18 protein-coding genes and 2 pseudogenes are annotated in these 23,938 nt (G+C 68.5%); 9 read left to right on the forward strand and 11 right to left on the reverse strand.

Annotated features, from left to right (window positions below; all coding sequences use genetic code 11):
• Positions 1-173 precede the first annotated feature (173 nt).
• Positions 174-386 (reverse strand): annotated as a pseudogene (locus tag ACZ9AQ_RS03490) (IS481 family transposase); the annotation flags it as partial.
• A 724-nt stretch (positions 387-1,110) separates the two neighbouring features.
• Entirely contained in the window at positions 1,111-1,608 is a 498-nt protein-coding gene (locus tag ACZ9AQ_RS03495) for a hypothetical protein (protein ID WP_429202821.1), read from the reverse strand.
• A 664-nt stretch (positions 1,609-2,272) separates the two neighbouring features.
• Here ACZ9AQ_RS03495 and ACZ9AQ_RS03500 point away from each other — a divergent pair.
• The 3 genes from ACZ9AQ_RS03500 to ACZ9AQ_RS03510 all read left to right on the forward strand — a co-directional run bounded on the left by ACZ9AQ_RS03500 (position 2,273) and on the right by ACZ9AQ_RS03510 (position 5,138).
• The gene (locus tag ACZ9AQ_RS03500; RefSeq protein WP_429202819.1) at positions 2,273-3,763 is read left to right on the forward strand and encodes an arylsulfatase; all 1,491 of its coding nucleotides are present in this window, start codon (positions 2,273-2,275) and stop codon (positions 3,761-3,763) included.
• Positions 3,764-3,855: 92 nt separating this feature from the next.
• Positions 3,856-4,716 (forward strand): bile acid:sodium symporter family protein, encoded by an 861-nt coding sequence (locus tag ACZ9AQ_RS03505; RefSeq protein ID WP_429202817.1) that lies wholly within the window; start codon positions 3,856-3,858, stop codon positions 4,714-4,716.
• 38 nt (positions 4,717-4,754) lie between these two features.
• Positions 4,755-5,138 (forward strand): DUF1622 domain-containing protein, encoded by a 384-nt coding sequence (locus ACZ9AQ_RS03510; protein WP_429202815.1) that lies wholly within the window; start codon positions 4,755-4,757, stop codon positions 5,136-5,138.
• 20 nt (positions 5,139-5,158) lie between these two features.
• Here ACZ9AQ_RS03510 and ACZ9AQ_RS03515 read toward each other — a convergent pair whose 3' ends face one another.
• A complete protein-coding gene (locus ACZ9AQ_RS03515) occupies positions 5,159-5,998 on the reverse strand; it encodes a universal stress protein (RefSeq protein WP_429202813.1) in 840 nt (279 codons plus the stop codon).
• Between ACZ9AQ_RS03515 and ACZ9AQ_RS03520 the strand changes: the two are divergent.
• Together ACZ9AQ_RS03520 and ACZ9AQ_RS03525 are read left to right on the forward strand one after the other, a co-directional pair.
• Positions 5,903-7,516, forward strand: a pseudogene (locus tag ACZ9AQ_RS03520) (cation:proton antiporter domain-containing protein); the annotation flags it as partial. The gene ACZ9AQ_RS03515 and the pseudogene ACZ9AQ_RS03520 overlap by 96 nt on opposite strands.
• Positions 7,517-7,718: 202 nt before the next feature.
• The gene (locus ACZ9AQ_RS03525) at positions 7,719-8,156 is read left to right on the forward strand and encodes an NAD-binding protein (RefSeq protein WP_429202811.1); all 438 of its coding nucleotides are present in this window, start codon (positions 7,719-7,721) and stop codon (positions 8,154-8,156) included.
• A 34-nt stretch (positions 8,157-8,190) separates the two neighbouring features.
• Here the strand turns inward: ACZ9AQ_RS03525 and ACZ9AQ_RS03530 are convergent, their stop codons facing one another.
• Positions 8,191-9,363 carry a GGDEF domain-containing protein gene (locus ACZ9AQ_RS03530; protein WP_429202809.1) on the reverse strand — a complete coding sequence of 391 codons (1,173 nt, stop codon included), beginning with the start codon at positions 9,361-9,363 and terminating at the stop codon, positions 8,191-8,193.
• A gap of 369 nt (positions 9,364-9,732) precedes the next feature.
• On the opposite strand from ACZ9AQ_RS03530, the gene ACZ9AQ_RS03535 reads away from it, so the two are divergent.
• Positions 9,733-10,179, forward strand: coding sequence for an Hsp20/alpha crystallin family protein (locus tag ACZ9AQ_RS03535; RefSeq protein ID WP_429202807.1), 447 nt, complete (start codon positions 9,733-9,735; stop codon positions 10,177-10,179).
• 430 nt (positions 10,180-10,609) lie between these two features.
• On the opposite strand, the gene ACZ9AQ_RS03540 is transcribed toward ACZ9AQ_RS03535, so the two are convergent.
• From ACZ9AQ_RS03540 to ACZ9AQ_RS03550, 3 genes are all read right to left on the reverse strand, one after another.
• Entirely contained in the window at positions 10,610-11,461 is an 852-nt protein-coding gene (locus tag ACZ9AQ_RS03540; protein WP_429202805.1) for a universal stress protein, read from the reverse strand.
• A gap of 13 nt (positions 11,462-11,474) precedes the next feature.
• Positions 11,475-12,287 (reverse strand): universal stress protein, encoded by an 813-nt coding sequence (locus ACZ9AQ_RS03545; protein ID WP_429202803.1) that lies wholly within the window; start codon positions 12,285-12,287, stop codon positions 11,475-11,477.
• 112 nt (positions 12,288-12,399) lie between these two features.
• Positions 12,400-14,925: a cation-translocating P-type ATPase gene (locus ACZ9AQ_RS03550; RefSeq protein WP_429202801.1), complete on the reverse strand. Its 2,526-nt coding sequence runs from the start codon at positions 14,923-14,925 to the stop codon at positions 12,400-12,402.
• Between the two features lie 805 nt (positions 14,926-15,730).
• On the opposite strand from ACZ9AQ_RS03550, the gene ACZ9AQ_RS03555 reads away from it, so the two are divergent.
• Positions 15,731-17,041, forward strand: a complete 1,311-nt coding sequence (locus ACZ9AQ_RS03555; protein WP_429202799.1) for a hypothetical protein — start codon at positions 15,731-15,733, stop codon at positions 17,039-17,041.
• A gap of 84 nt (positions 17,042-17,125) precedes the next feature.
• Here ACZ9AQ_RS03555 and ACZ9AQ_RS03560 read toward each other — a convergent pair whose 3' ends face one another.
• The 3 genes from ACZ9AQ_RS03560 to ACZ9AQ_RS03570 all read right to left on the reverse strand — a co-directional run bounded on the left by ACZ9AQ_RS03560 (position 17,126) and on the right by ACZ9AQ_RS03570 (position 20,768).
• The gene (locus ACZ9AQ_RS03560) at positions 17,126-17,431 is read right to left on the reverse strand and encodes a DUF1330 domain-containing protein (RefSeq protein WP_429202797.1); all 306 of its coding nucleotides are present in this window, start codon (positions 17,429-17,431) and stop codon (positions 17,126-17,128) included.
• A gap of 177 nt (positions 17,432-17,608) precedes the next feature.
• Entirely contained in the window at positions 17,609-19,291 is a 1,683-nt protein-coding gene (locus tag ACZ9AQ_RS03565; protein ID WP_429202795.1) for a response regulator, read from the reverse strand.
• A complete protein-coding gene (locus ACZ9AQ_RS03570; RefSeq protein ID WP_429202794.1) occupies positions 19,281-20,768 on the reverse strand; it encodes an ATPase domain-containing protein in 1,488 nt (495 codons plus the stop codon). The genes ACZ9AQ_RS03565 and ACZ9AQ_RS03570 overlap by 11 nt, the downstream gene beginning before the upstream one ends.
• A 217-nt stretch (positions 20,769-20,985) precedes the next feature.
• Between ACZ9AQ_RS03570 and ACZ9AQ_RS03575 the strand changes: the two genes are divergently transcribed.
• Positions 20,986-21,237, forward strand: a complete 252-nt coding sequence (locus ACZ9AQ_RS03575) for a hypothetical protein (protein ID WP_429202792.1) — start codon at positions 20,986-20,988, stop codon at positions 21,235-21,237.
• 102 nt (positions 21,238-21,339) lie between these two features.
• Positions 21,340-22,728 carry an FG-GAP repeat domain-containing protein gene (locus ACZ9AQ_RS03580; RefSeq protein WP_429202790.1) on the forward strand — a complete coding sequence of 463 codons (1,389 nt, stop codon included), beginning with the start codon at positions 21,340-21,342 and terminating at the stop codon, positions 22,726-22,728.
• Between the two features lie 13 nt (positions 22,729-22,741).
• Here the strand turns inward: ACZ9AQ_RS03580 and ACZ9AQ_RS03585 are convergent, their stop codons facing one another.
• The gene (locus ACZ9AQ_RS03585; protein ID WP_429202788.1) at positions 22,742-23,869 is read right to left on the reverse strand and encodes a metallophosphoesterase; all 1,128 of its coding nucleotides are present in this window, start codon (positions 23,867-23,869) and stop codon (positions 22,742-22,744) included.
• Positions 23,870-23,938: the final 69 nt, after the last annotated feature.

The following is a 23,938-nucleotide window of genomic DNA, read 5'->3' on the forward strand; positions in this document are numbered from 1 at the left end:
CCGGCGTCATTCCACTATCGGCTACATCAGCCCGGTACAGTTTGAAAATCTAAAATGCGCCTAACGGAAGTGTCCGTGACGATGGGGGAAGGCCAGTGTACCGCTTACCGCTCATATCTTCTCCTTGTGCCCGATATTATGGCTCAGGAGTGTCTACGATAGTCGTGGCGATTCACAATGGCTTCCTGGGCCTGGCTCAAGGTCGTATGCAGTGTGTGAGCGCGGTGCGAGCGATCCTGTACATCGTCGCGTCCCAGCCACTTCTGTGCAGTGGCTCGCGTGATGTTGAAAACCTTGGCGGCTTCTCTGGAAGACAGGCCGGAATCCTTGATCTCCTGGCGGATCTTCGGTGTGGTACGGGCCTGCGGGTGAATGCGTGAACTCATGCTGCCAACTGCTCCTGGTGCGATTGAATGCCGGGACTGCTGAACCCAGCAATCAAGTCGCCCAGCATAGCCTTTGCACGAAACAAAGGCCAGCTACGGCGAGGAATATGATCGCACGATACTAAACACGTAGACATGAGGGCACCCGAGAGCTGTGGTGCGCACGCGAATAAGCACCTCTGCATCGTTCCTTGTTCTGTTGCTCTCCATGGCTGATGCTTTTCTGAGGCACGTATTGAGCACGTTCGATCGTGAGACCGAAATATGTGGACACACTGTTGACGAGTGGGGGCATCGGTGCGGCATCCAGGCCAGCAAATCTGTACGATGCTCCTGCATCTTACACAGCACCTGGAATTCGCACGCTGCATCGCACAGTAGGCTTAAGAGGAGGTTCCAATGCAACTCCCTGATTTTATTGATGAGATACGGCCTGCAAAGCCGTCTAGACGGGTTCGACTCCCGTCCTCGCCTCCAGATTATTTCATGTCCAACATCGGGCATCGATCCGAATCAGCAATATACCTATCGCCGGCCTTTGCCGGCGATTTGCTTTGGCATCCTCAATCTGTGATCGTGAGCCTCGTAAATGCTTGGCAAATTCGTGGCGATTCACAACCGTTAAGAAAACGAGCGGCACGTAAAAAGAGCGGCATATATGCCGCTCTTTTCACTGAGTCCTCCATGCCGCAGCTTCAGCGCAGCCTGATGCTGTTTTCAGCGATCACTTCCGCTTGTAAGAAACACGACCCGATAACGCAATCGTACCGGCGCCATTGGACAAGTCTTCGGTTCCGCTCAGGTAGCCGCCGCCGGTCGCACGAGCAAAGGTGCCGGAGCCGCCGGTGATGGTGAAGGTGCCGCCGTTCATGACGTAGGCAGTGCCTTCGCCGGTGGGGAGGAACTGACCGCTGTAGTTGGCGAAAATCTGGTCGCCGTTTGGATACAGCAGGATGAACTTGCCATTGCTGAAGGTGAATGTCGTGCCGGACTGGGCAAAGCAGTCTCCGCCGATAAATGCGACTGGCGTGCCTTCGGCCGTCTCACCGTGGCCGGCGAGCTTGCCGCCGAGGGTGGATGCACATTGCGGCGCAGGACCAATTTTTTCGTTGAATACGCCTTTGACTTCAAGCGCCCTGACCACGGTCGGCCCGGCTGAGGCCGAGAACGAAGCGGCCATCAGGACCAGGGAGGACAGGAGTCGGATCGGGACAGTGGTCATTACAATATTTCCTTGGCTATTAAAAAAATGTTAAGTACACATACTAAGATAAGAGAAGAATCTTGTTATGCGCACGATTCAATTTTTTAACGTTGTTGCAAGTTGTGTACGCTTATCGCGTAGAGAGCCTGATCTCCAGGGATCGCGCCGACCGTGCCAGCCTCACGTACGGTAATTCGATGCTGCAGTCACCGGACGCTCGTCCACGACGAGTCGACGTCGTCCTGTTGGTTTCCGAGCGAGCTCTGGCATACCGCTGCCGATACGACCTGGCGCACTGGTCTACGGCGTTCGCTGACCGGGGTGTCATTCTGAATGACAGGTCCGATCCCGCTCCAAAGGCGGCGAAGAGGAGCCGCGACTCGGCGCGGTCCCCGTTTCCCCGTTCGCCGCATCAGAAGAAATAACCGCAGCGACGCACCGCCGCTGGCCTGCGGCACGGGAGTCACCAGGTCCTGGCTCTTGACGTAGTTGGCGGTTGGCTGGCGGAAGATGTAGCTCGCGCACCAATAGGATTAGTCGTTGGTCCCATTGCGCATGCGCCGTCGGCAAATCATCCTGTCTTCAGGTGTGACGTCCCGGCGACGCCGGGCCGGCATTTTGTTTTCTTCTTGAGATTCGGGCGTGGCGAGGTTCGCCTGCGTCGCCCAGATTGGAGAATTTCATGGCAACGAACAAACCAAACATCCTGGTGCTGTGGGGAGACGACATCGGCTGGTGGAATATCAGCTACAACAACCGGGGGCAGATGGGCTACCGTACACCGAACATCGACCGGGTGGCGAACGAGGGCGTGGCCTTCACGGATTACTACGGCCAGCAAAGCTGCACGGCCGGACGCGCGGCGTTCATCACCGGACAAAACCCGATCCGCACCGGATTGACCAAAGTCGGTATGCCGGGCGCCACTGTCGGCTTGCAGAAGGAAGATCCGACCATCGCCGAACTGCTCAAGCCGCTTGGCTACACCACCGGTCAGTTCGGCAAGAATCACCTTGGCGACAAGGACGAATTCTTGCCGACCATGCATGGCTTCGATGAGTTCTTCGGCAACTTGTATCACCTCAACGCGGAAGAAGAGCCGGAGGACGAAGACTACCCGACCGATCCTGCCTTCAAGAAGCGCTACGGCCCGCGCGGCGTGCTGCACAGTTGGGCAAACGGCGCGAGCGGGCAGAAAGTCGAGGATACCGGCCCGTTGACCCGGCAGCGCATGGAAACCATCGATGAGGAGGTCACCGGCAAGGCGCTGGACTTCATCGACCGGGCCACCAAGGCCCAGAAGCCGTTTTTCGTGTGGTACAACACGACCGCGATGCACTTCCGCACCCATCGCGCGGAAAAGCACAAGGGCAAGAGCGGCCAAGGCTTCTACAACGATGTGATGGTGGCGCACGACGAGAACATCGGGCGCATGCTGGACAAGCTGGATGAACTGGGTATCGCCGACGACACCATCGTGCTGTATTCCACCGATAACGGTCCGCACTTCAACGCCTGGCCGGACGGCGGCATTACACCGTTCCGCGACGAAAAGAACACCAACTGGGAAGGCGCCTGGCGCGTGCCGGCCTTCGCGCGCTGGCCCGGCAGGTTCAAGCCCGGCACCGTGCTGAACGGCATCGTCTCGCACCAGGACTGGTTCCCGACGCTGCTGGCCGCCGCCGGCCAGCCGGATGTCAGGGAGCGGTTGCTGGGCGGCTACCAGGCCGGCGACAAGCACTTCAAGGTGCACCTCGACGGCCACAACATGCTGTCCTACCTGAGTGGCGAGACGCAGACATCCCCGCGCAACGGCTTCTTCTACGTCAGCGACGACGGCGACATCATGGCGGTGCGCATGGGCGACTGGAAGGTCGTGCTGCTCGAGCAGCGTGCCAAGCAGTTGATGTGCTGGCTCGAGCCGCCGGTGAAATTGCGCGCCCCCAAGCTGTTCAATCTGCGGCGCGACCCGTTCGAGCGCGCCGACCAGAGTTCGAACACCTATTGGGACTGGTATATCCAGCATGGCTACGCCATCTACGCGATGCAGGGGATGGTCGCGGATCAGATTGAGGCTTTCAAGCAGTTCCCGCCTCGTCAAAAGCCGGCGGCGTTCAACCTCGACGAGGTGCTGCGGGCGCTGCAGGAAGCAGGTTCGTCCGCCAACCATTGACCGCCGCCGCAGCCATGCGCCAGCAAAGCTTGCCGTACGAATCGCGCTGGCCGGCCTCACGCGCGATCGCCATCCCTGGATAAGGCTTGCCCATGGAAGTGTTGAAAGAGATCTGGCTGCCGGCGCTCCAGGGCAGCCTGATGCTGCTGGTGCTCGCCGTCGGGCTGGATGCGACGATGCGCGAAGCCGCCTTCGTGCTCAGGCAGGCCAGGCTGCTGGCGCGCTCGCTGCTGGCGTTCGCGGTCGCCGTGCCCGCATTCGCCGCGCTGGTGGTGGCGGCCATGCCGCTCGAGCGTCCCGTGAAGATCGCGATCCTGCTGATGGCGGTGTCGCCGCTGCCGCCGCTCATGCCCGGCAAGGAGGTCAAGTCCGGCGGCCGGCGGCGCTACGTCTATGGCTTGCTGGTCGCGGTATCGTTGCTGGCGGTCGCGCTGGTGCCCATCACCGTGGCGATCCTCGCGCGGGTCTTCGGAGAGGAAGTGTCCATCAGTCCGTGGCAGGTCTTGCGGGTCATCCTCGCGTCCGTGATCGCGCCGCTGGCCCTGGGCATGGTGATCCGTCATTTCGTGCCGGACGGCGCGCGCCGCGCGGCGCCGTTCGTCACGCGGCTTGCCAACGTCATGCTGGTGGTCACGCTGCTGCCGCTTTTGTTCAGGGTGCTGCCGACGATGTGGCAGCTGGTCGGCAATGGCACGCTGGTGGCCATGATCGTGGTGCTCATCGGCGCCTTGCTGGCCGGCCACGTCATCGGTCGCCGCTCGGAGCCGCACGACCAGCAGGCGCTCGCGGTCGCCTGCACGATGCGCCATCCCGGGATGGCGCTGGTGATCGCGCACGCCAATTTCACGGAACCCGAGATCAGCGCCGCGATCCTGATGTTCCTTATCGTCGGCATGCTGGTCGGCTTGCCTTACCAGGGCTGGTATAAACGCCATCGCCTGGCGCCGCAGTGACCCTGCGTGGCGCCCCGGTGCGCATGAATGGGAGAGCCATGATGGAAGCCGCCCTGTACACGCTGGCGCGCAATCTGGAGCTGGCGCTGGGGGCGATCGCGCTGTTGATGATCGCCGCCGGTGCGCTCAGAGCCCTGGCGGGCATGGCGCTGGCGCTCGTGCACAAGAGCCTGCCCGGTGACCGCTTGCGTGCCATCTTCATTGAATTCGCACGCTGGCTGGTGGCCGCCCTGACCTTCCAGCTCGGCGCCGACATCGCCGCCACGACGATCGCGCCCGGCTGGGACGAGCTGGGCCGGCTCGCGGCCATTGCCGGGATCCGGACCATGCTGACTTATTTCATCGACCGCGACCTCGACCGGGCGCGTGAAGAGCAGCGTGCGCAGGGCGAGCAAGCCAAGGTGCTGCACGGCGTACGGTGAGCCGGTGGGGGCGGCGTGGGCTAGTGGGCGAGCAAGAGCGGAATCTGCGCCTGGCTCAGCAACGCGCGGGTCGTCCCGCCCAGCACCCATTCCCGATACCGGCTGTGGCCATACGCGCCAGCCACGATCAGTCCGGCGCCGTTCTGCCCGGCGAGCGTCATCAACGCCTCGGCTGGCGCCGCGGCCGTCCGCTCGAGCACCACTTCGGCCTCGACGGCGTGGCGTGCCAGGTAGAGCGCCATGTCGGCGCCGGCTTCCTCTCCATGCAGCGCCGACAGTTGGTCGGGATTGATCAGCGCCAGCTTGACGTTCTCGGCCGTGGAGAGGAGGGGCAGGGCGGCGGCCAGGGCGCGCATCGCCTGGATGCGCCCATCCCAACCTGCAACGATGGTCTTGGCGATCGGGGCCGAATGGTATCCCGGCGGCACCACGAGAATCGGACGGGGACAGTGGACGGCCAGCTGTTCCGGCAGATTGCGCCGTCTCGGCCAGTGGTCCGAGGCGGCGTCGGGGTCCTGGCTCAGCACGACCAGGTCCGCATACCGCGCCTGCAACGCCAGGCTGATGTCGGGAAGATCGTCCTCCAGCCGTGTTTCCACCGATGCGACGCCCAGCTGCTCCGCTTGCAGGGCGAACTCCTCCAGAAGCCTGGCGCCCCGTGCGCGCAGCGCCTCGAAATCGACCAGAGGCGAAGGGGCGTTCATCGATCCTGCGGACAAGGACAGGTCGAGCCACGTGATCCCCGTCGAATTGCAGCCGATGAGATGGGAACCCTGCGCTTGGGCGACGACGGCGGCGGCGCGCACCCGGCTTTCCTGCTGGGGGCTGCCGTCGACGTCAACAAGAATGGTTTTATACACTTTGCGCTCCTGACCGGTTGTGAATGTCGTGACGGGCCGGCAACGCGCACAGGCGACGTCGCGAACGCCGGCAAGGCCCCGTCGGCCCGCTGCGCGGGGAGGAGCCTCTTGCCAGCATGCGCCGTGCATGATCATAAAGTTTGCGCTGCATCAGATGGATCGATAACGGTTTGCCGGTGGGGCGGTGGCGGGTATCGAGGTTCAGGTGTATGTCACTCGTCGTCCAGCGCGCGAACACCCCGCGCGAGGGCATGCCCGCGCTGCTGCGCGAGCCGATGCTGCTGGCGCCGGCCATGCATTTCGTCGAGGCGCGCCGGCGCCGTCAAGCGTCCCTGGCCGCTGCCGTATCGCTTAGAATCGAAGACGCCAGCCGCCTTGCCGTCCGTCGAAGGAGCGCCCGTGCACGACGCCCCCGCTTTTCCTTTTCTGCGCGAGATATTGCTGTTCCTGATCCTGGCGGGCGTCCTCGTGCCGACCCTGCAGCGCCTGCGCGTCAACCAGGTGCTCGGCTTCCTCGCGGTCGGCGTCCTGCTCGGGCCGTTCACCGCCGGGCCGCTGGCCGGCGCGCCGCCCTGGCTGGCCGCGCTCGCGTTTCCTGCCGGGCCGGGCGTGTCCCTGCTGGCCGAGATTGGCGTGCTGTTCCTGATGTTCTCGGTCGGGCTCGAACTCACGGCGGGCCGCCTGTGGTCGATGCGGCGCTGGGTGTTCGGCGCCGGCAGCGCCCAGGTCGCGCTCACGGCGTGCGCGCTCGGCGCCGCGCTGTTCGCCTGCGGCCTGCCCGGCCCCGCCGCGGCGATCCTGGGCCTCACGCTCGCGCTGTCGTCCACCGCCGTCGTCATGCAGCTCCTGCGCCAGCAACACATGACCGGCACCGCGCTCGGCCAGGCCGTGTTCGCCATCCTGATGCTGCAGGACCTGGCCGTGGCGCCGCTGCTGATCCTGACCGGAGCGCTGGCGCCCGGCGCCGGCGCGGACGGCGCCGGGCTCGCCATGCAGGCAGCCGGCGCCATCGCCAAGGCGGCGCTGGGGCTGGCCGTGATCTGGCTGGCGGGCCGCAAGATCGTGCATCCGCTGTTTCGCGTCCTCGCGCGCACCTACCAGCCGGACACCTTCATGGCGCTCATCCTGCTCACGACCTTCGGTCTCGCCGCCCTGGCGGCCGCGGCCGGGATGTCGATGGCGCTGGGCGCCCTGGTCGCCGGCCTGCTGCTGGCCGAAACCGAATTCAGGCACGAAGTCGAATGGATGGTGGAACCGTTCAGGGGCTTGCTTATGGGCCTGTTCTTCATGACGGTGGGCATGACCATCGACCTGCGCCTGGCGCTCGCGGCGCCGTGGGCGGTGGCCGGCGCCGTCGCCGCCCTGGTGCTGGTCAAGAGCGCCGTCGCGGCCCTGGTGCTGCGCGCCGGCGCGCTGCCGTGGGGCCGTGCGGCCGAGGGCGGCCTGCTGCTCGGGCAGGGCGGCGAGTTCGCCTTCGTCGTGATCGCCTACGCCATCGGCGCGGGCGTGCTCGCGCCGGCGACGGGCGCATCGGCCACGCTGGTGGTCGGCCTGTCGCTGTTCGTCACGCCGATGCTGGCGCGGCTCGGCCGCCTGCTGGGAGAGCGCGGCGAGCGCGCCGGGCGCGGCCTGGCCGAGGGCGGCGGCGCCCCGTGGCCGGCGGCGCCATCCCGGGTCGTCATCGCCGGCTTCGGCCGCGTCGGTCAGCAACTGGGGCAAATTGCTGGCGGCGCAGGGCATCCCGTACGTGGCCGTCGAGGCCGATGCGGCGCTGGTGGCGCGCCTGCGCGCCGACGGGCTGCCGGTGTGGTTCGGCAACGCCGCCCGCGCCGACCTGCTGCGCAAACTGCACGCGGGCGCGGCGCCGGCGATCGTGCTGACGATGGACCAGCCGGCGGCGGCGCTGCTGGCCGTGCGCGGCATCCGGCGCGCCCTGCCGCACGCGCGCCTGTTCGTCCGCGCGCGCGACGAAGCGCATGCGCGTGCGCTGCGCCTGGCCGGCGCCAGCGTGGTCGTGCCCGAGACGCTCGAAGCCAGCCTGCAGCTGTCGGCCTTCGTGCTGGAAGCCGTTGGCGTCGAGGAGCGCCTGGTGGAGGAGATCGTCGGGCGCGAGCGCGACCTGTTCGCAGCGGGCCTGCCGGTATCGCGCCCGCCCTGAGCCGGCCGCCCAGCGGGCGGCCGCGTGGCGCCGATCAGCCGCCCGGGCGCGGCGTGGGCGCGAGCACGGAGCGGTTGCGGCCGGTCTCCTTGGCGCGGTACAGCGCGGCGTCGGCGGCGCGCAGCAGCGACTCCCAGCTGTCATGGTGGCGGTCGAGCACGGCCACGCCCAGGCTGACCGTGATGTGCAGCGGTCCGGCGTCGGTCGGCACCGCGAGCGCGGCGATGTCGGTGCGCATGCGTTCGGCGCACGCCAGCGCGTCGGCGGTCGAGGCCTCCGGCATCACGCACACGAACTCCTCGCCGCCGATGCGGCCGAAATAATCGCTGGCGCGCATGCCGGCGGTGCAGGTCTGCGCCATGGCGGCCAGGACACGGTCGCCGATGTCGTGGCCATGGGTATCGTTGACGTGCTTGAAGAAATCGATGTCGAGCATCGCGATCGCCAGTGGCCGCCCGTGGCGCCGGGCCAGCGCGATGTCGCGCGCCGCCAGTTCGGTCAGGTAGCCGCGCGACAGCGCGCCGCTCAGGCTGTCGTAGCGGCTCGCGCGCAGCAGGGCCTGCTCGGCCAGGTAGGTGCGGCGCCAGAGCCGCAGGTGGATCGCCGCGACCGCGCCCGCCAGCAGCCATGCCAGCGCGTACAACAGGGCGCCGTTGAGGAAGTCCGCGGGCGGCAGTGCGCGCGCCGCCAGCGCCAGAAACAGCAGGGCCGGGGCCAGCGTGCACGCCAGCCAGCGGCGCGGGCGCGGCTCGATCAGGGCGAGGACGAGCGGGGCGCCGGTCAGGGCCGGCAGGGCCAGCAGCATGCCATGGTCGAGCAGGCCGGCCGCGGCCGTCATCGCGCCGACGTGGGTGACGTACAGGAGCAGGCAGCGGGTGCGCACCGCCAGCCGTGTATCGGCGTAGGCCGGGATGCCGGCCGTCACGAGGATCAGGCGCCAGGTCAGCGATGCGCGGGCGTGAGCCGGGTCGATCCAGGCATCCCAGGCACTGAACAGGATCACGAAGGCGCCGAGCAGCGGGCCGAGCACTGGAAGCCAGCGGGCGATGTGGCGGTCGAGCTGGACGTCGAAACCCGTGCCGTCGGCGGGTGTGCGCTGCAGCGCGCTGTCCGGCGTCGGACCCGGCGGCGGACCCTGCAGCCGGGACGCCGCTGCGCGGCAGGCACGCGAGACCCGGACTCGCCAGGCGGAATCGGGTTTGCTCATCGTGTCGTCGGTACGGGCCGCAGCATTGGATGGCGACGCGAATGGCGACGCGAATGGCGACGCGGACGGCGACGGTCGGCATGGCGGCCACGCTGGTTCGATGGCCGGCATGGCCGATAAGTTCCGCGGCGCGCACCCGCGGCGACGCCGTAACCCGGACAGCCCGCGGATGCAAGCGGCGCACTTTGATTCAACTCATAGAGATGGTGGCCTCGCATCCTACGATGGTCCAGGGCAGGGCAGTCTGCCGCCGTGGTCAGGGCGGTCGTCACCATCCGGGCACCATTCAGGGACCCTCCGGGCGCGGCCGGCATGATCGCGCTTCGTGGGATCGCCCCTCTTTTCATCATCAACTTCCGAGAGGACATCATGGCAAACAATCTGACACGCTACGATCCGATGCGCGAACTGATGCGCATGGACCCGTTTCGCGGCCTGGAAGACATCATGCGCGATTTTCCGCTCGCATCGGCGTTGCGCGGCCTCGATACCGACCGCCGGATCCGGGTCGACGTGACCGAGACCGACCAGGACTACCTGGTCAAGGCCGACATCCCGGGCGTCAAGAAAGAAGACATCCGGGTCTCGGTCGACGGCAACGTGGTCTCGATCAGCGCGACGCTCCAGGGCGAACAGCAGCAGAGCACCGGCGAAGCGGTATACAGCGAGCGCTACAGTGGCGCGCTGTTCCGCAGCTTCAGCCTGCCGCAGGAGGTCGACGACGCCAAGACCGCCGCGAAGTACGAGGACGGTGTCCTGTACCTGACCTTGCCCAAGAAGCAGGGTACGACGCGCAAGCAGATCACCATCCAGTAAGCGGGCGTCGCCCGGGCGGCGCGAGCGCAACGCCCGTCGCGGTGCCGGTGTCCGACGAAACGCGGGCTGGCAAGGCGCCTCGCTCCCGAAGTGCGCAGCCATGTCGCGAATACCAGGCACAGCAGATGGGGATGTGAACGTGAGACGACCTGCCTGCCTCCTGCACGATGGCACGGAGAGACGGCTCGCCACCGGCGCCCTTCGCGGCGCGATCGGCGCTACCCGTGGCGAGCCTGATGGCGACGTCAAGCGCTGTCGTCGGCGTGGTGCCCGCGAGAGGCGGGGAAGTGGCGCCTGGATGGCCGAAGCCGGTGGGATGGACGAAGCCGGTCGCGGCCCCGGCGGTCCCGGTGGCCCCGGCGGCCTCGACGGCGGCGCGCGCCCGGTTGCCGCCGCAAGCGGTCGATGATGGGCAGCCCTTGCGGTCGCGCTAGTGGGCCAGCAGCACCGGCAGCGTGGCCTCGGCCAGGATGGTGCGGGTGGCGCCGCCGACGCACAGCTCGTGGAAGCGGCTGTGGCCGAAGCAGCCCATGACCAGCAGTCCACAGTCCAGCTCTTGCGCGAGGGCGAGCAGGTCGCGGCCGCTGCCGTGGCGCTGTTCGCGCGTGCAGAAGTGGGCGGGAACGCCGTGCCGATGCAGGAAGCCGGACAGTTCGGACTGGTCGGACGCGAACTGCGGTTCACCCCCGCTGCGGTGCGGCAGGGTGAGCCCGACCACCATCACCGCGAGCGCGCGCTGCAGTAGCGGCAGGGCCGCCGCCAGCGCCCCGGACGCTTCCTTGCTGCCGTTCCACCCGACCAGGATCCTGGGCGCGAGCGCCGGGGCCGGCGGCGGCGCCGGATCCGTGCGCGGCACGATCAGCACCGGACGGGCGCTGTTGAGAATGACGTATTCGGGCAGCCGGGTGCCCGTGCCCGGGACCGACTCGTCCGGGTCGTCCTGGCTGATGACGACCAGGTCGGCGCTGCGCGCCTGACGCGCCAGGCCGTCTTCGGCCAGGTCGCACACCAGCCGCGACTCGCACGACACCGCCGCCTCGCCGGCGATGGCGCTGAAGTGCGACAGCGCGGTTCTGGCGTTGTCGGCCAGCGGCTCGAAGTAGCTGGCCTCGATCGAACCGGGCTGCCAGTGGCAGCCATGGGGGAGAATGGTGCGCGACACGCCCAGCATCGCGGCGCCGACCAGGTGGGCGCCATGCGCATGGGCCAGGGTGGCGGCCCAGCGCATCCGGGCGGGGGCGTGGGACGAGAGGTCCGCATGGACGAGAATGGTCTTGTACATGATCGATCGTTTCCTAGTGGGCCAGCAGGATGGGGCAGGCGGCATGGCGCAGGACGAGCGCGCTGGCGCCATGGAACAGGGTTTCGCGCCAGCGCGCACGGCCATAGGCGCCCATCACCAGCAGGTCGGCGCCCTCCTGCGCCGCCGTGTCGAGCAGGGCGGCGCCGGGATCGGGCGCCGCCGGGCGCAGCGCGGTCCGGGTGACGACCCCGTGGCGCCGCAGGAATGCGGCCAGGCGGGGGGCCGACTCGTCGCCGGCGTCGTCGCCGTCCATGAGCCGCAGCACGGTCGCGTGACGCGCCAGGCGCAACAGGGGCAGGGCGCCGTCCACCGCGCGGGTCGCTTCGGTGCTGCCGTTCCAGGCCACCAGCGCGCCGCCCCCCGGCAGCGCGGCGTTGCCCCCGGTGGGCACCACGAGGACCGGGCGGCCGCCGGCGAGCGCGAGGTGCTGCGCCAGGTCGGGCGGACGCAAGGGCGTGGCGTCATGGCCGGCCGGCCCGACCACGACCAGATCGCAGTAGCGGGCGTCGAGGACCAGCGCCGCCCCGGCCTCGTCGTCGGCCAGGCGCGTCTCGACCGAGGCCACGCGCTCTTCGCGCGCCAGCCGGTTAAAGCGCGCCAGCGCCTGCTGCGCGGCCGCGCGCAGCGCCGCGCACGGCGCGGCCAGCAAGGCGCGCGTCGCATCCGGGGTGTAGCGCGAGATGCCGGTCGGCGCGCTGCCGATCAGGTGCGCGTCCATGGCGTGCGCCAGCCGGGCCGCCAGCCGGATGCGGCCCTGCGCCTCGGCCTCCGGCGCCGCGTGGACCAGAATCGTCTTGTATGCCATCGAAGCGCCCGCCGATCGCGTCCGTTGCCCTTGGTGCCGGCACGTCGACCCGCGCCGGCGCCGTCACAAACATCACCAATACCGGTTGCCGGGGTGTCGAAACTGACATGCATCAAACTCGCGCCGGTGCTTTCCAGGGGGCGCGGCGCGCCAGCTGGACGCCCACCGCCATGATGACGGGCAGCAGCACGGCGAATCCCATCCACGCCGCCGGTGCGGGGGCCATTCGGAACAGGCTGCCCAGCGGCGGGAAATACAGGGCCAGCGCGAGCATGCACAGCGTCGTCAGGATGACCGCCAGCAGGAGGCGGTTCCCGGGCAGCGCGGCGCCGCGCGACCCAGGCGGATGGCGGTACAGCAGCAGGAGGGCGAGGTTGCACAGGGTCAGGCCGCAAAACGCCACGGAACGCGCCTGCGGCTCGCTCAGCACGGCGAGCGCCAGGCCGTAAGCGCCCGCCAGCAAGGCCGCCGCCCACAGGCCGCTGGCCAGCGCCGACATGAACGCCTTGCGCCCCAGCAGCGGCTCGTTGCGGGGCCGGGGCGGACGGCGCATCAGGTCCGGGTCTTCCGGCTCGCTTTCGAAGGCGAGCGAGCAAGCCGGACTGATCACGAGTTCCATGAACGCGATGTGCATCGGGTGCAACAGGATGGGCCAGCCGGCCAGCGGCGGCAGCAGCGCCAGCATGGCGATCGGCACGTGGACCGCGCTGACGTAGCGCATCGACTTGCGCATATTGTCGTCGATGCGGCGGCCCGCATGCAGCGCTTGCACCAGCGAGGAAAAGCGGTCGTCCAGCAGCGTGAGTCCGGCGGCCTCGCGCGCGACGTCCGTGCCGCGCTTTCCCATGGCCACGCCGACGTCGGCGGCGCGCAGCGCGGGCGCGTCGTTGACGCCGGCGCCGGTCATCGTGACGACCGCGCCGCCTTGCTGGAGCGCGCGTACGATGGCCAGCTTTTGCCGCGGGCTGGTCCGCGCGCAGACGCCGACGCCCTCGAGCCGGGAAGCGAGTTCGCCCGCAGCGAGACGAGCGATCTCGCTCCCGGTGAGCGTGGCGCCGGCGGACAGGCCCGCCTGGCGTGCGATCGCCTGGGCGGTGGCGGGGTGGTCTCCGGTCACCATCAGCACCCGCACCCCGGCCGAGCGGCACTGGGCGACTGCCGCGGGAATATCCGCGCGCAAGGGGTCGCTGAAGGCAAGCAGGCCGGCCAGCCGGAAGTGGAGCTCCCCCGGGTCGTCGGGCCAGGGCGGGTCGATGCGTCCGGTGGCGGCCACGGCCAGCACGCGCAGCCCTTCCGAGGCCAGTGCGGCGGCGGCGCGCAGGGCGTCGGTGGCGCCGCCGTTGCGGCACAGCGCGGCGATCGTCTCGGGCGCGCCTTTGGCGAACGCCTGCGCGCCCTCGGCGCCACGGCGGATGTGGATGGTGGCCGCGCGGGTGTCGCTCAAGCCGTATTCGCGTTCCGGAACCCATTGGCCGAGCACGGCCGGCCCGGCCTCGGGCAGGCGCGCGGCGACACGCTGGAGCGCCTGTTCCAGCGGATCCGTCGTGGGTGCGCGGCTGGCCAGCACCGCCTGCCACAACAGCGCGCGATGGGCGGGCGGCGGGACGCCGGCATCGACCTCGAAGGCGGCGCCGTCATGCCACAGCAGGCGCAGGTCCATCCGGTTCTCGGTCAGCGTACCGGTCTTGTCGACGCACAGGACCGTGGTCGTCCCGAGGATCTCGATGGCGGCCAGGCGCCTGGTCAGCACCTGGCGCCGCGCGAGCCGCCAGGCTCCGAGGGCGGGAAAGATGGTCAGGATGACGGGGAACTCTTCGGGGAGCATCGACATCGACAGGGCCACGCCGGCGAGCAGCGCCTGCAGCCAGTCGCAATCGCGCATGCCCAGCAGCAGCACGAGCAGCACGCTGACGGCCAGCCCCAGCAATGCCAGCCGGTGCACCAGGATGCGGGTCTCGCGTTGCAGGCTGCTGGCCGGCGGATCGATATGCGCGAGTGCGCTTCCGATCCGGCCCAATTCGCTCGATGCGCCGGTGGCGCGCACTTCGGCCAGGCCGTCGCCCTGGACGACCAGCGTGCCGGCGAACACCCGCGAGTCCCGTTCCTCGCCGGGAACGGGCGGCGCGTCGTCGCTGCTCCGGGCGCGCTTGAAGACGGGGGCCGATTCGCCGGTCAGCAGGGATTCGTCGACCATGATGCCGGTCGCTTCGAGCAGCTCGGCGTCGGCCGGCACACGGTCGCCTGCAGCCAGGACGATCAGGTCGCCCGGAACCAGGGCGGCGGCCGGTATGCGCAGATGGCGGCCGTCGCGCACGACGTTGGCGAGCGGGGCGCTCAGGTCGCGCAGGGACTGCAAGGCGCGTTCGGTGCGGCCCTCCTGGTAGAGCGTCATGCCGAGCATCGCCACCACCATTGCCAGCAGGAAGACGCTTTCGCGCGGCTCGCCCAAGGCGAGGTAGAGCAGCGCAGCGCCGATCAGCAACAGGAACATCGGCTCGCGCGCAGTGTCCGCCAGGATGGCGGGCCAGCCGCGCCGCGCCTGATCCGGCAGCGTGTTGGGACCGCTGGCGGCGAGCCTGCGCTCGGCCTCGGCGCTCGAGAGGCCCTGCCGGACCGGCGTGGCTTGGGTCGCAACCATGATCGGACGATGCGAATGAGGCGGGCTACGACAGCCTGCGGACCCCGGTGGCTCCGGTTTGCCCCGGCCAGGCCTTTTCGCCACGATCATGCGCCGGGTCGAAGATGTCAACGATAGGGTAGAAGCCTCATCGATGTTTGAGTTGCGTCAACAGTGCGCCGGCGCAGCGGTGGCGCTCCCCCTGGCCCGATCTGCTCCGCATGACCGGGCCGCTTGGCGCCGAATGCCAGCGGTGTCGTAGGCGAAGTAGTCAGTTCTTTCGTTTAAAAGCGCTGCATTCTTGTCGTTCGTGCCGTGAATGGCTGGAGCGGTGTTCCGGCGCGACCGGGCATGCACGGGTGCGGAAACGTCGATTATTCGTTGTATAATATACATGTATATTTGTACGAATCTTCATTGCTGGGTTACAATATGGTTTTGCGCCGTCAGTCGTGGCCTGGCATTCATCAAGGTCCCCGAGTCGATGCGGCGCCGGGCGCCGCGTACGGCGCCATCACCCATGCGGGCGACCCTGGCCCCGGATTCTCTCCATGGCGATGCCATTGCCGTGGCCATGCCAACCACCGCGGGCAGTCGCGGGCCGTTGCGGTCTCGGGAACCCAGGCCGGGCGTCGCATGCCGCTCGACACCAGGCGCTGCCGCGCCGTCAACAGGCCGCAGGCCCGCGATGCCTCGTCAATGGCGTCATCGCCGGCGCGACGACGGCCGCTGCACGCCGATCATCATTCAGGAAATCTACGTGAATTTGCACCACATTATTACCTTGCAAGACATTGATTCGACAATGGCGGCGTTCGCCGCGCGCATGAAAATGAAGACGGCGACCGGCTTGTGCGCCGCGCTGGCGGGCGTTGCGGTGCTCGCGTCCGGCCCTGTCGCTGCTCAGGAAGACGCCCCGGAGAACGCCCCGGAGAGCGCCCAGCGGAGCGTCCATGAGAACGGCCATGAGAATGCTGGGGAAAACGCCCAGGAAAACGCCGAGGATCGCGCGAGCGCCGCATCGCCGCTGACGATCGGCGGCGCGATCCGCTTCAATTACGTCCACAAGAGCTGGCAGGACGACTACCGCAGCGGGTTCTTCGGCCTCGATACGGCGCGCCTGGACGTCAACTACGATGACGGCCGGATGATCGGCTCGGCCCAGTACCGCTACAATCGTTATCCGAAGGGGCAGGGCGGATACTGGCAGCATTTCCTGCACCATGGCTGGGGCGGCGTGCGCTTTGACGACAAGAGCGAGCTGCATGTCGGCCTGGACAGCAATCCCTTCGGCCTCCTGCCGTTCGCCTCGAATAACTTCTACGAGTCGATCGCCTTCTACGCCGGCTTCGAAGACAAGTACGACCTCGGCGTGAAATACATCAGCCGCCCCGGGCCGGTCGAATGGCAGCTCGCATTCTTCCCGCGCGACGGCGGTTCCTATGGCGGGGGCGGCAATACGGCGGGCGCCTCGAACCGCTACTCCTACAATATCGTCAAGGATGACGACGAGCAGGGCTACGGCACCGGCCAGACCGACAGCGAGCGCAACACCCTGGTGGGACGCGTGGTATGGAACCTGGGGCCGGAGGGCCGCCATGAATTCGGTTTTTCCGGCCTGACCGGTGAGATCGACAATGGCCGCGGCACCGATACCCGGCGCCACGCCGGCGCGGTCCACTATCGCGGCAACTATGGCCGCGTCAACGTGATGCTGCAAGCGATGCGCTATCGCTACCGCACCGCGCACGGCCCCGAGCAGACCTATGGCGGACTGGACCCCAACAGCTTCGTCCTGGTCGGCGGCTTCGGCTATCCGTTCCCGGTCGCCACGGCGGGCGACATCCATATCGCCAACGTCAGCTACGACATCCCCGGCAGGCTCGGCCCGTTCAGCCAGTTCAAGGTCTATAACGACTACAGCGTCCTGAAAAAGCGCAGCGGCGCCTACCGCGACTCCGTGCAGAACGTGACCGGGATGAGCTTCGCGGCGGGGAAGTGGTCGTTCTATGCGGACTTGATGATGGGCAAGCACCACCCCTATATGTCGCCGGATTTCGGCGGCCTGGCCGCGACTTCGTCCGAGCATCAGGGGTTTTCGCGCCGGATCAACCTGCAGGCGGGCTATTATTTCTGACTTGCCCTGGATCGGGCGACGCGCACTGCGCGTCTTCCATGACAAGCGCCAACCGCCGGAAGGCGCGGCTGGCGGCTGGCCCGGCTATCGGGCCGGCGCGGCGTCGCTGCCGTCCACCAGCAGCACCCGGTAGTCGGCGCCGAGCTGGCGGTGCTGGCGCGCTTCCTGGTAGGCCGGGCTGTCATACCATGCCCGCGCCGCCGCCATGTCGGGAAAGCGCAGGATGGCGACGCCTTCGGCGGGCGGGCCCTCCAGCACCTCGAGTTCGCCATAGAAGGCAAGCCGGGTGATGTCGTGGCCGGCGCGGGCCGTGGGCGCCATTTGCGCGTACTGGTCCATCTCGGCCTGGTCGGTGGTTTTCTCGCGGATAAAGACGACATATGCTGGCATGGATTCTCCTCTGGTTCGGTGGTCGTTGACGGGTCGGCGGCGCCATGGTGGCCCGGTCGCCACGGCCCGGTGCTGAAAGTGAAAGATGGTCATCCTGCGGTGATGGCCCGGGATCCATTTTGACCGGGAAGTATCCGGCCGTGGCGCCCGCTTCGCGCCAGGCCGCCAGCCGCCGCGTCAGCGCGGCTGGCGTGCGCCGCCGCCAGATTCGCGCTTGCGCAGCGCGCTGACGAAGGCGTCGTGGATGGCGCCGAGCGACGCGGGTTTGCGCACGAACTGCACGCGCAGGTCCTGCAGCCGTTCGGGCGACAGCATGTAGCCGCTGGTGAGCACCACCGGCAGCGCCGGATGGTGCTCGGTCAGCCAGCGCGCCAGGTCGATGCCGTCCATCTCTCCCGGCATCATCACGTCCGAGAACACCAGGTCGACCTGCGCCAGGTCGCTGGCCAGCGCCGCATCGGCGCTGGCGGCCAGGCGCACCTGGACGCCCAGCGACTGCAGCAGCGCGCCGGTCGCGTCGGCCACGTCGGGGTCGTCCTCGACGTACAGTACGCGCAGGCCCTTCAGGCCGTCGGCGCGCAGGGCGGACGGGTCGCTGTCGGCGGCCGTGGCCCGCTCCTCGCTGCGCGGCAGCAGGATGCCGATCGTGGTGCCGACCGGATCGCGCCGGATGAAGGCCAGGCCATGGCTCTGGATGGCGAAGCCGTACACCTGCGACAGCCCCAGCCCGGTGCCCTTGCCCATCGGCTTGGTGGTGAAGAACGGCTCGAAGGCCTGGCGCGCGGTCTCCTCGCTCATGCCCTGGCCCTCGTCGCCGACGAACAGGCCGACGAAGTCGCCGGCCAGGCGACCGCCTTCGGGCAGCGCGGGGTCGGGCAAGGTCCAGTTGCGCGCCTCCAGCGCCAGCACGCCGCCGTCCGGCATGGCGTCGCTCGCGTTGCCGGCGACGTTCAGCACCGCGGCGTCGAGCTGGGCCGGATCGACCACGACCTGCCACAGGTCGGGTGCGACCTCGCTGCGCAGCTCGATGCCTGGGCCCAGCGTGCGCAGGATCATGTCCGAGGTCGCGCGCAGCTGCGCGCGCAGGTCGACCGCGACGCTGGCCAGCGGCTGGCGCCGGGCATAGGCCAGCAGTTGCTGGGTCAGCGAAGCGCCGTGGCCGGCGGCGCGCCGGATGCCGTCCAGCGCGCGCGCCACGCGCACGTCAGGGCTGTCCGCCAGCAGCATGCGCAGCAGGGTTTCGCTGCCGGCCACCACCTGCAGGATGTTGTTGAAATCATGGGCGATGCCGCCCGTGAGCTTGCCGATCGATTCCAGCCGGCGCGCCTCGGCCAACGCCTGTTCGACCCGGCGCCGCTCGAGCACCTCGTGCTCCAGCGAGGCGGTGCGCCGCGCCACCGTCGCCTCCAGTTCGCCGGCATGGCCGGCCAGCTGCGCCAGCTGGTCGCGCACGGCGAACTGCAGGCGCCGCGTGCGCAGCGCCGCGCGCAAGGCCATCGCCAGCGCGAGGCGGGCGGTGGGGCGGATGAGCAGGGTGACGTTGCCGAGTTCGCCGAGGCGCCGGAAGCGGCCGTCGTCGACGTCGCGGCTGTCGGCGTCGGCCAGTACCAGGAGCGGCAGGTCGGACCACACCGGCTGGCGCCGCAGCCGGTCGGCCAGGTCGTGCAGCGCGCAGCGCGCCAGGCCTTCTTCGGTGATGACGATCGCGAGCGCGCCGTCGCCCAGCGCGGCGTAGAATTCAGGGACGCCGGCGGAGACCGTGGCCGCCACGCCCTCGTGCTCGACGATCGCGCGCAGGGCGGCGGCGTCGCCCGCCAGCGGGGCGAACACCACCACCGCCTGTGTCGCGTCAGGCGCCAAGGGCCGCCACCCCGCGATCGTCGTCCTGGCGCTGCACCCGGGCGCCGATGCGGATGCCGTCGGCGGTCAGCTCGAGTTCGCGGATCTCGTGCACGTGCGGTCCCTGGCGCTTCTTGAGCACGCACAGCGCCTTGCACACCACGTGGTCGCGCTCGTAGTAGCGCAGCGAAATGATGTTATCGGTGATGATGCTGACCGCATCCGGCTCCTTCGAGGTGTCCAGCGTCTGCGAATGGGCGCCGACGATGATCGAGGACACGCTCATGTTGCTCAGGTAAGAGAACAGCTCGTTCATCTGCGGCAGCAGCGACTTTTCTTGCCGGATCACGTCGAGGTAGGAGTTGATGCTGTCGATGATCACCAGCTTGACGCCGTGGTCTTCGACCAGGCGCCGCACGCCCCAGATGAATTCGCCGGGCGAGATGCGCGACGGATTGACGCGGCGCAGGAAGAAGCGGCGGTTGTCGCCCGGGTCCGCCGCGTCGCCGGCGCCGGCGTCGCCGATGTCGAGGTCGCGCACCGGCCCTTCGCCCATGTCCGCGACCAGGCGCGAACGCAGCGTCGACTCGGATTCGTCGAAATTGAAGTACGCCACCTGCAGGCCCGCCTTGACCGCCGAGCGCGCATACTGGAGCGCCAGCGTCGTCTTGCCCACGCCGGAGGGCCCGAGCACCATCGTCGAGCTGCCGGCGACCAGCGGGCCTCCGACCAGTTCGTCGAGGGCCGCGTTGTCGCTCACGATGTCGTTGCGTTGCGGCGGGCGGTGATGCTCCTGCGCGATCAGGCTGGGAAAGACCAGGATCTCGCCGGGAAGGATCTTGTAGTCGTGCCAGCCGGTCTGGAAGCTGCCGCCGCGCATCTTGAGGACGTGCAGGCGGCGCCGGGCGGCGCCGAAATGGGGTTCCATGTACTCCAGCGAGATCACGCCGTGCACGGCGCTTTGCAGCTCGTATTCGCGGCCGTCCGAGGTGATGTCGTCGAGCAGCAGCACGGTCGCGCCGATGCGGCTGAGGCGTTCGCGCAGCGCGATGATCTGGCGCCGGTAGTGGGCGCTGTCGCGCGCCAGCAGGCGGATCTCGACCATCGAATCGATCACCACGCGCGCCGCGCGCGTCTGCTCGACGCGTTCGGCGATGCGGTTGACCAGCTCGGCCAGCTCGCTGTCGGTGGGCAGCAGGATGCTCTGCGGCGCCGGCTGCGCCGGCACCGGGATTATCTCGACGATCTCCACCCCTTCCAGGGTCCAGCCGTGGTTGGCCGCGGTGGCGCGCAGTTCTTCTTCCGCTTCGGACAGGCTCAGATACAGGCCGGCGTCGCCGCCGGCCACGCCCTCGATCAGGTAGCGCAGGCCGAGCGTGGTCTTGCCGGTGCCGGGCCGGCCTTCGATCAGGTGAATGCGGTTACGCAGCAGGCCTCCGTGCAGCACTGCATCGAGTTCCGGGATTCCTGTGACAACGCGTTGCGGACTATGGGTCATGTCGGTTTCTTCTATGGCGCAATAGGCCTGCCGGGTTGCGGGGCAGGATGGGTATTCTGATGAAAGTATGATAACAATCCCGGCTGGACAGCGGCGCAAGATTGAAGCTCCCGGGCATTTATTGGCATATGGCAATGTTTCATGCCAGTGGCGCGACTACCATGCGGGTAGCGGCGCGGGCGCCGCGCGCCGGTCCCGTCCAGGAGGTGACACTGCCATGATCGATGACATGAAGTTCGTCAGGGAAGTCGCCACCGGGCTGCGGCAAGTGTGGCGCGCGGCGTCCGGATTCCTGCTCAGCATCGAGCTGTGGCTGATGGTGCTGGTGGCCGCCAGCATGGTCGCGGGGGTCTGGCTGGCCTTCATGGGCCAGCCATGCTGCCTGCCGGCGTTCGGCTTCGCGCTCGGCTACCCGGCGCTGCGCATCGTCCTGCACATCAGGGGGCGCGTCGCCTGGCCGTTCTTCTGAAGCGGCCGGCCGGCGCCCGTCTTGCCGGCCCCGGCCGGCTCGTCGAGGGCGCCATTGCCAGGTCTGCTATGCTGCCCGTTCGCAGCGACAGGAGGAGCATCGATGACGCCAGAACCCTGCGCCAGGCCGCGCATTGCCCGTTGGATCCGTCTCGCCACCGCCATGGCGCTGGCCGCCACGAAGATCGGGGGCGCCGCTCTGCACGCCCGGACCCCAAGCCAGGCCGCCACGGCGCCCGTGCGCGATCCTGCGTATGACGCCTTTGCGCTGATCCCCGAGGCGCCGGGATCCGGCTGGATCGATGCGACCCTGCCCAAGGTGCCGGTCGCACCGGCCCTGCACGCGACCGACTCGGTGTTCATCGATGTCGACCACGACGCCGACCTGGATGTCGTGGTCTCGGTGGAGCACGGCGTCAACCGCCTGTACCGCAACGACGGCGGCGGCAGGCTGACCTACGTGCCGGATGCCTTCGGCGCCCGCATGCACGACAGCGAACACGTGCGCGCCGCCGATGTCAACCGCGACGGCCATATGGACGTGGTGTTCGTGGCCGAGGCCGACGAATATCACCAGCTTTACCTGGGCGACGGCAAGGGCGGCTTCATCGACGCCAGCGCGCGCCTGCCGGCCCACAGCCAGGGCAATGGCCTCGCGGTCGGCGACGTCGATGGCGACGGCCTGCCCGACATCTTCATCGGCAGCACCGGCGAGGCGGGCGGCGGCAAGGAGGCGCCGGCGAAGAACCTGCTGTTCCTGGGCGACGCGACGCGTCCCGGTTACTTCATCGACGCCTCCGCCACCCACCTGCCGCAGGCGAACGACCAGACCGAGGGCGCGGTGCTGGCCGACATGGACGGCGACGCCGACCTCGACCTGGTACTGGCCAGCCCCAGCCAGCCGAACCGGCTCCTGATCAACGACGGCAAGGGCCGATTCAGGGACGAGTCGCACCGGCTCGAGCTGAAGACGCCGATGCAGACGCGCGAAGTGCACGTGCTGGACGCGAACGGCGACGGCAGGCCCGATATCGTCTTCTTCAACATCACCAGCAACAATGCCGGCTGGGAAAAGGATCCGCAGACCCGCCTGCTGGTCAACGACGGCAAGGGCCGTTACCGCGACGAGACCGCGGCGCGCCTGCCGGCGCACACCTTTTCGAGCTGGGCCGGCGCGGTGGTCGATTTCAACCACGACGGCGCGCCCGACCTGCTGGTCGGCGCGATCCAGGTGCCGGGTTTCGTGCCGCTGCAGCTGCGCGCCTGGCAGAACGACGGCAAGGGACACTTCAAGGACGCGACGCTGTCCGTGATCCCCGGCGTCACCGTCGGCCGCAGCTGGAGCATGGGCAAGGGCGACCTCGATGGCGACGGCAAGGACGATGTCTTCGTCGGCGGCTGGGGCACCCAGGCGCGCCTGCTGCTCAGCGACATCGAGCGGCACCGGGCGTCGCTGCCGCCGGTGCCGGCGCTGGAAAAGCGGCCGCGCTGATCCAGGCACTCACTCAGCTTGCCGGCCTGAGGATGAATTCGGTGATCTCGGCCGGCACGCCGAGCCGGATCGGGAAGCCGTTCCACAGGCCGGTACCGTTGCTGACGTACAGCTGCATGCCCCCGATGCGGTAACTGCCCGAGACGTAGCCGCCGTTGGCGCGCTTCACGACCTGGTCGACGCCCCGGATCATGCCGCCATGGGTATGGCCCGACAGCTGGACGTCGATCCCCGTTCCGGCATTGGCGGCGATGCCGATCGGCTGGTGGCTGAGCAGCACGACCGGGACATCCGGCGCCGCGCCTTCGAGCGCGCGGCGCGTGCTTGGTCCTTCCATGCCGAAGCGCGGCGCCACCCGGTCGGTGACGCCGGCGATGGTCAGGCGCCCGCCCGCGTGGTCGATCGTGATGTGGCGGTTGGCCAGCACGCGCATCCCGAGCGCTTCGAAGGCGCCCGTCCAGCGCTCGGCGCCGAAATAGTATTCGTGGTTGCCCAGGCTCGCGATGACGCCGTGGCGGGCCACGAGGCCGGCCAGCGGCCGCACGTCGCCCGCGCGCGCCTGCGGCGAGCCGTCGATCAGGTCGCCGGTGATGACGACCAGGTCGGGCCGCAGCGCATTGCTGCGCTCGACCACCTCGCGCACCCAGTCACCGTGCATCAGGCGGCTGATGTGCAGGTCGGTCAGTTGCACCATCCGGAAGCCAGTCAGGGCCGGCGGCAGGTCGCGGATCGCCAGCTCGACCCGGCGCACCTCGGGCGCCTGGATCGCCTGGCCCACGCCGACGGCCGACAGCAGCGCGCCGGCGGCGACCACGGCGTAGCGCAGGCGCATGGTCACGCGCGCATCGATGGCGCGCCCGCGGCGCAGCGCCCACGCGGCCAGCAGGGCCAGGTCGGCCAGCAGCTGCAGCAGAAGAACCAGTAAAAAGCCGCAGTACAACCAGCCCAGCAGGATGATGAAGATGCGCGGGATCTCGGGCGAAAACATCGTGCCGTAGACCCAGCGCTGGATCATGTGGTGCTGGCACACCAGCAGCAGGGCCAGTCCCAGGCCGATCCGGGTGGCGCGGTGCAGGGGAAGGGGAACGATCAGGCGCAGGACGAGGTACAGGTAGGCAACGTAAACATAGGGGAAAAACACAGCGGAGGCACTCTTGTCTCTGGTTAAGTTGCCGCGATGATATCGCACTCGTTGCCATGGACCGGGGGT

The organism is Massilia sp. UYP34 (assembly GCF_056279385.1).

Bases quoted from the DNA above. Each gene is read 5' to 3' on its own strand.
- ACZ9AQ_RS03495 (WP_429202821.1), bottom strand. From the start codon at position 1,608: ATGACCACTGTCCCGATCCGACTCCTGTCCTCCCTGGTCCTGATGGCC.
- ACZ9AQ_RS03500 (WP_429202819.1), top strand. From the start codon at position 2,273: ATGGCAACGAACAAACCAAACATCCTGGTGCTGTGGGGAGACGACATC.
- ACZ9AQ_RS03505 (WP_429202817.1), top strand. From the start codon at position 3,856: ATGGAAGTGTTGAAAGAGATCTGGCTGCCGGCGCTCCAGGGCAGCCTG.
- ACZ9AQ_RS03510 (WP_429202815.1), top strand. From the start codon at position 4,755: ATGATGGAAGCCGCCCTGTACACGCTGGCGCGCAATCTGGAGCTGGCG.
- ACZ9AQ_RS03530 (WP_429202809.1), bottom strand. From the start codon at position 9,363: ATGAGCAAACCCGATTCCGCCTGGCGAGTCCGGGTCTCGCGTGCCTGC.
- ACZ9AQ_RS03535 (WP_429202807.1), top strand. From the start codon at position 9,733: ATGGCAAACAATCTGACACGCTACGATCCGATGCGCGAACTGATGCGC.
- ACZ9AQ_RS03540 (WP_429202805.1), bottom strand. From the start codon at position 11,461: ATGTACAAGACCATTCTCGTCCATGCGGACCTCTCGTCCCACGCCCCC.
- ACZ9AQ_RS03545 (WP_429202803.1), bottom strand. From the start codon at position 12,287: ATGGCATACAAGACGATTCTGGTCCACGCGGCGCCGGAGGCCGAGGCG.
- ACZ9AQ_RS03550 (WP_429202801.1), bottom strand. From the start codon at position 14,925: ATGGTTGCGACCCAAGCCACGCCGGTCCGGCAGGGCCTCTCGAGCGCC.
- ACZ9AQ_RS03555 (WP_429202799.1), top strand. From the start codon at position 15,731: ATGAAAATGAAGACGGCGACCGGCTTGTGCGCCGCGCTGGCGGGCGTT.
- ACZ9AQ_RS03560 (WP_429202797.1), bottom strand. From the start codon at position 17,431: ATGCCAGCATATGTCGTCTTTATCCGCGAGAAAACCACCGACCAGGCC.
- ACZ9AQ_RS03570 (WP_429202794.1), bottom strand. From the start codon at position 20,768: ATGACCCATAGTCCGCAACGCGTTGTCACAGGAATCCCGGAACTCGAT.
- ACZ9AQ_RS03575 (WP_429202792.1), top strand. From the start codon at position 20,986: ATGATCGATGACATGAAGTTCGTCAGGGAAGTCGCCACCGGGCTGCGG.
- ACZ9AQ_RS03580 (WP_429202790.1), top strand. From the start codon at position 21,340: ATGACGCCAGAACCCTGCGCCAGGCCGCGCATTGCCCGTTGGATCCGT.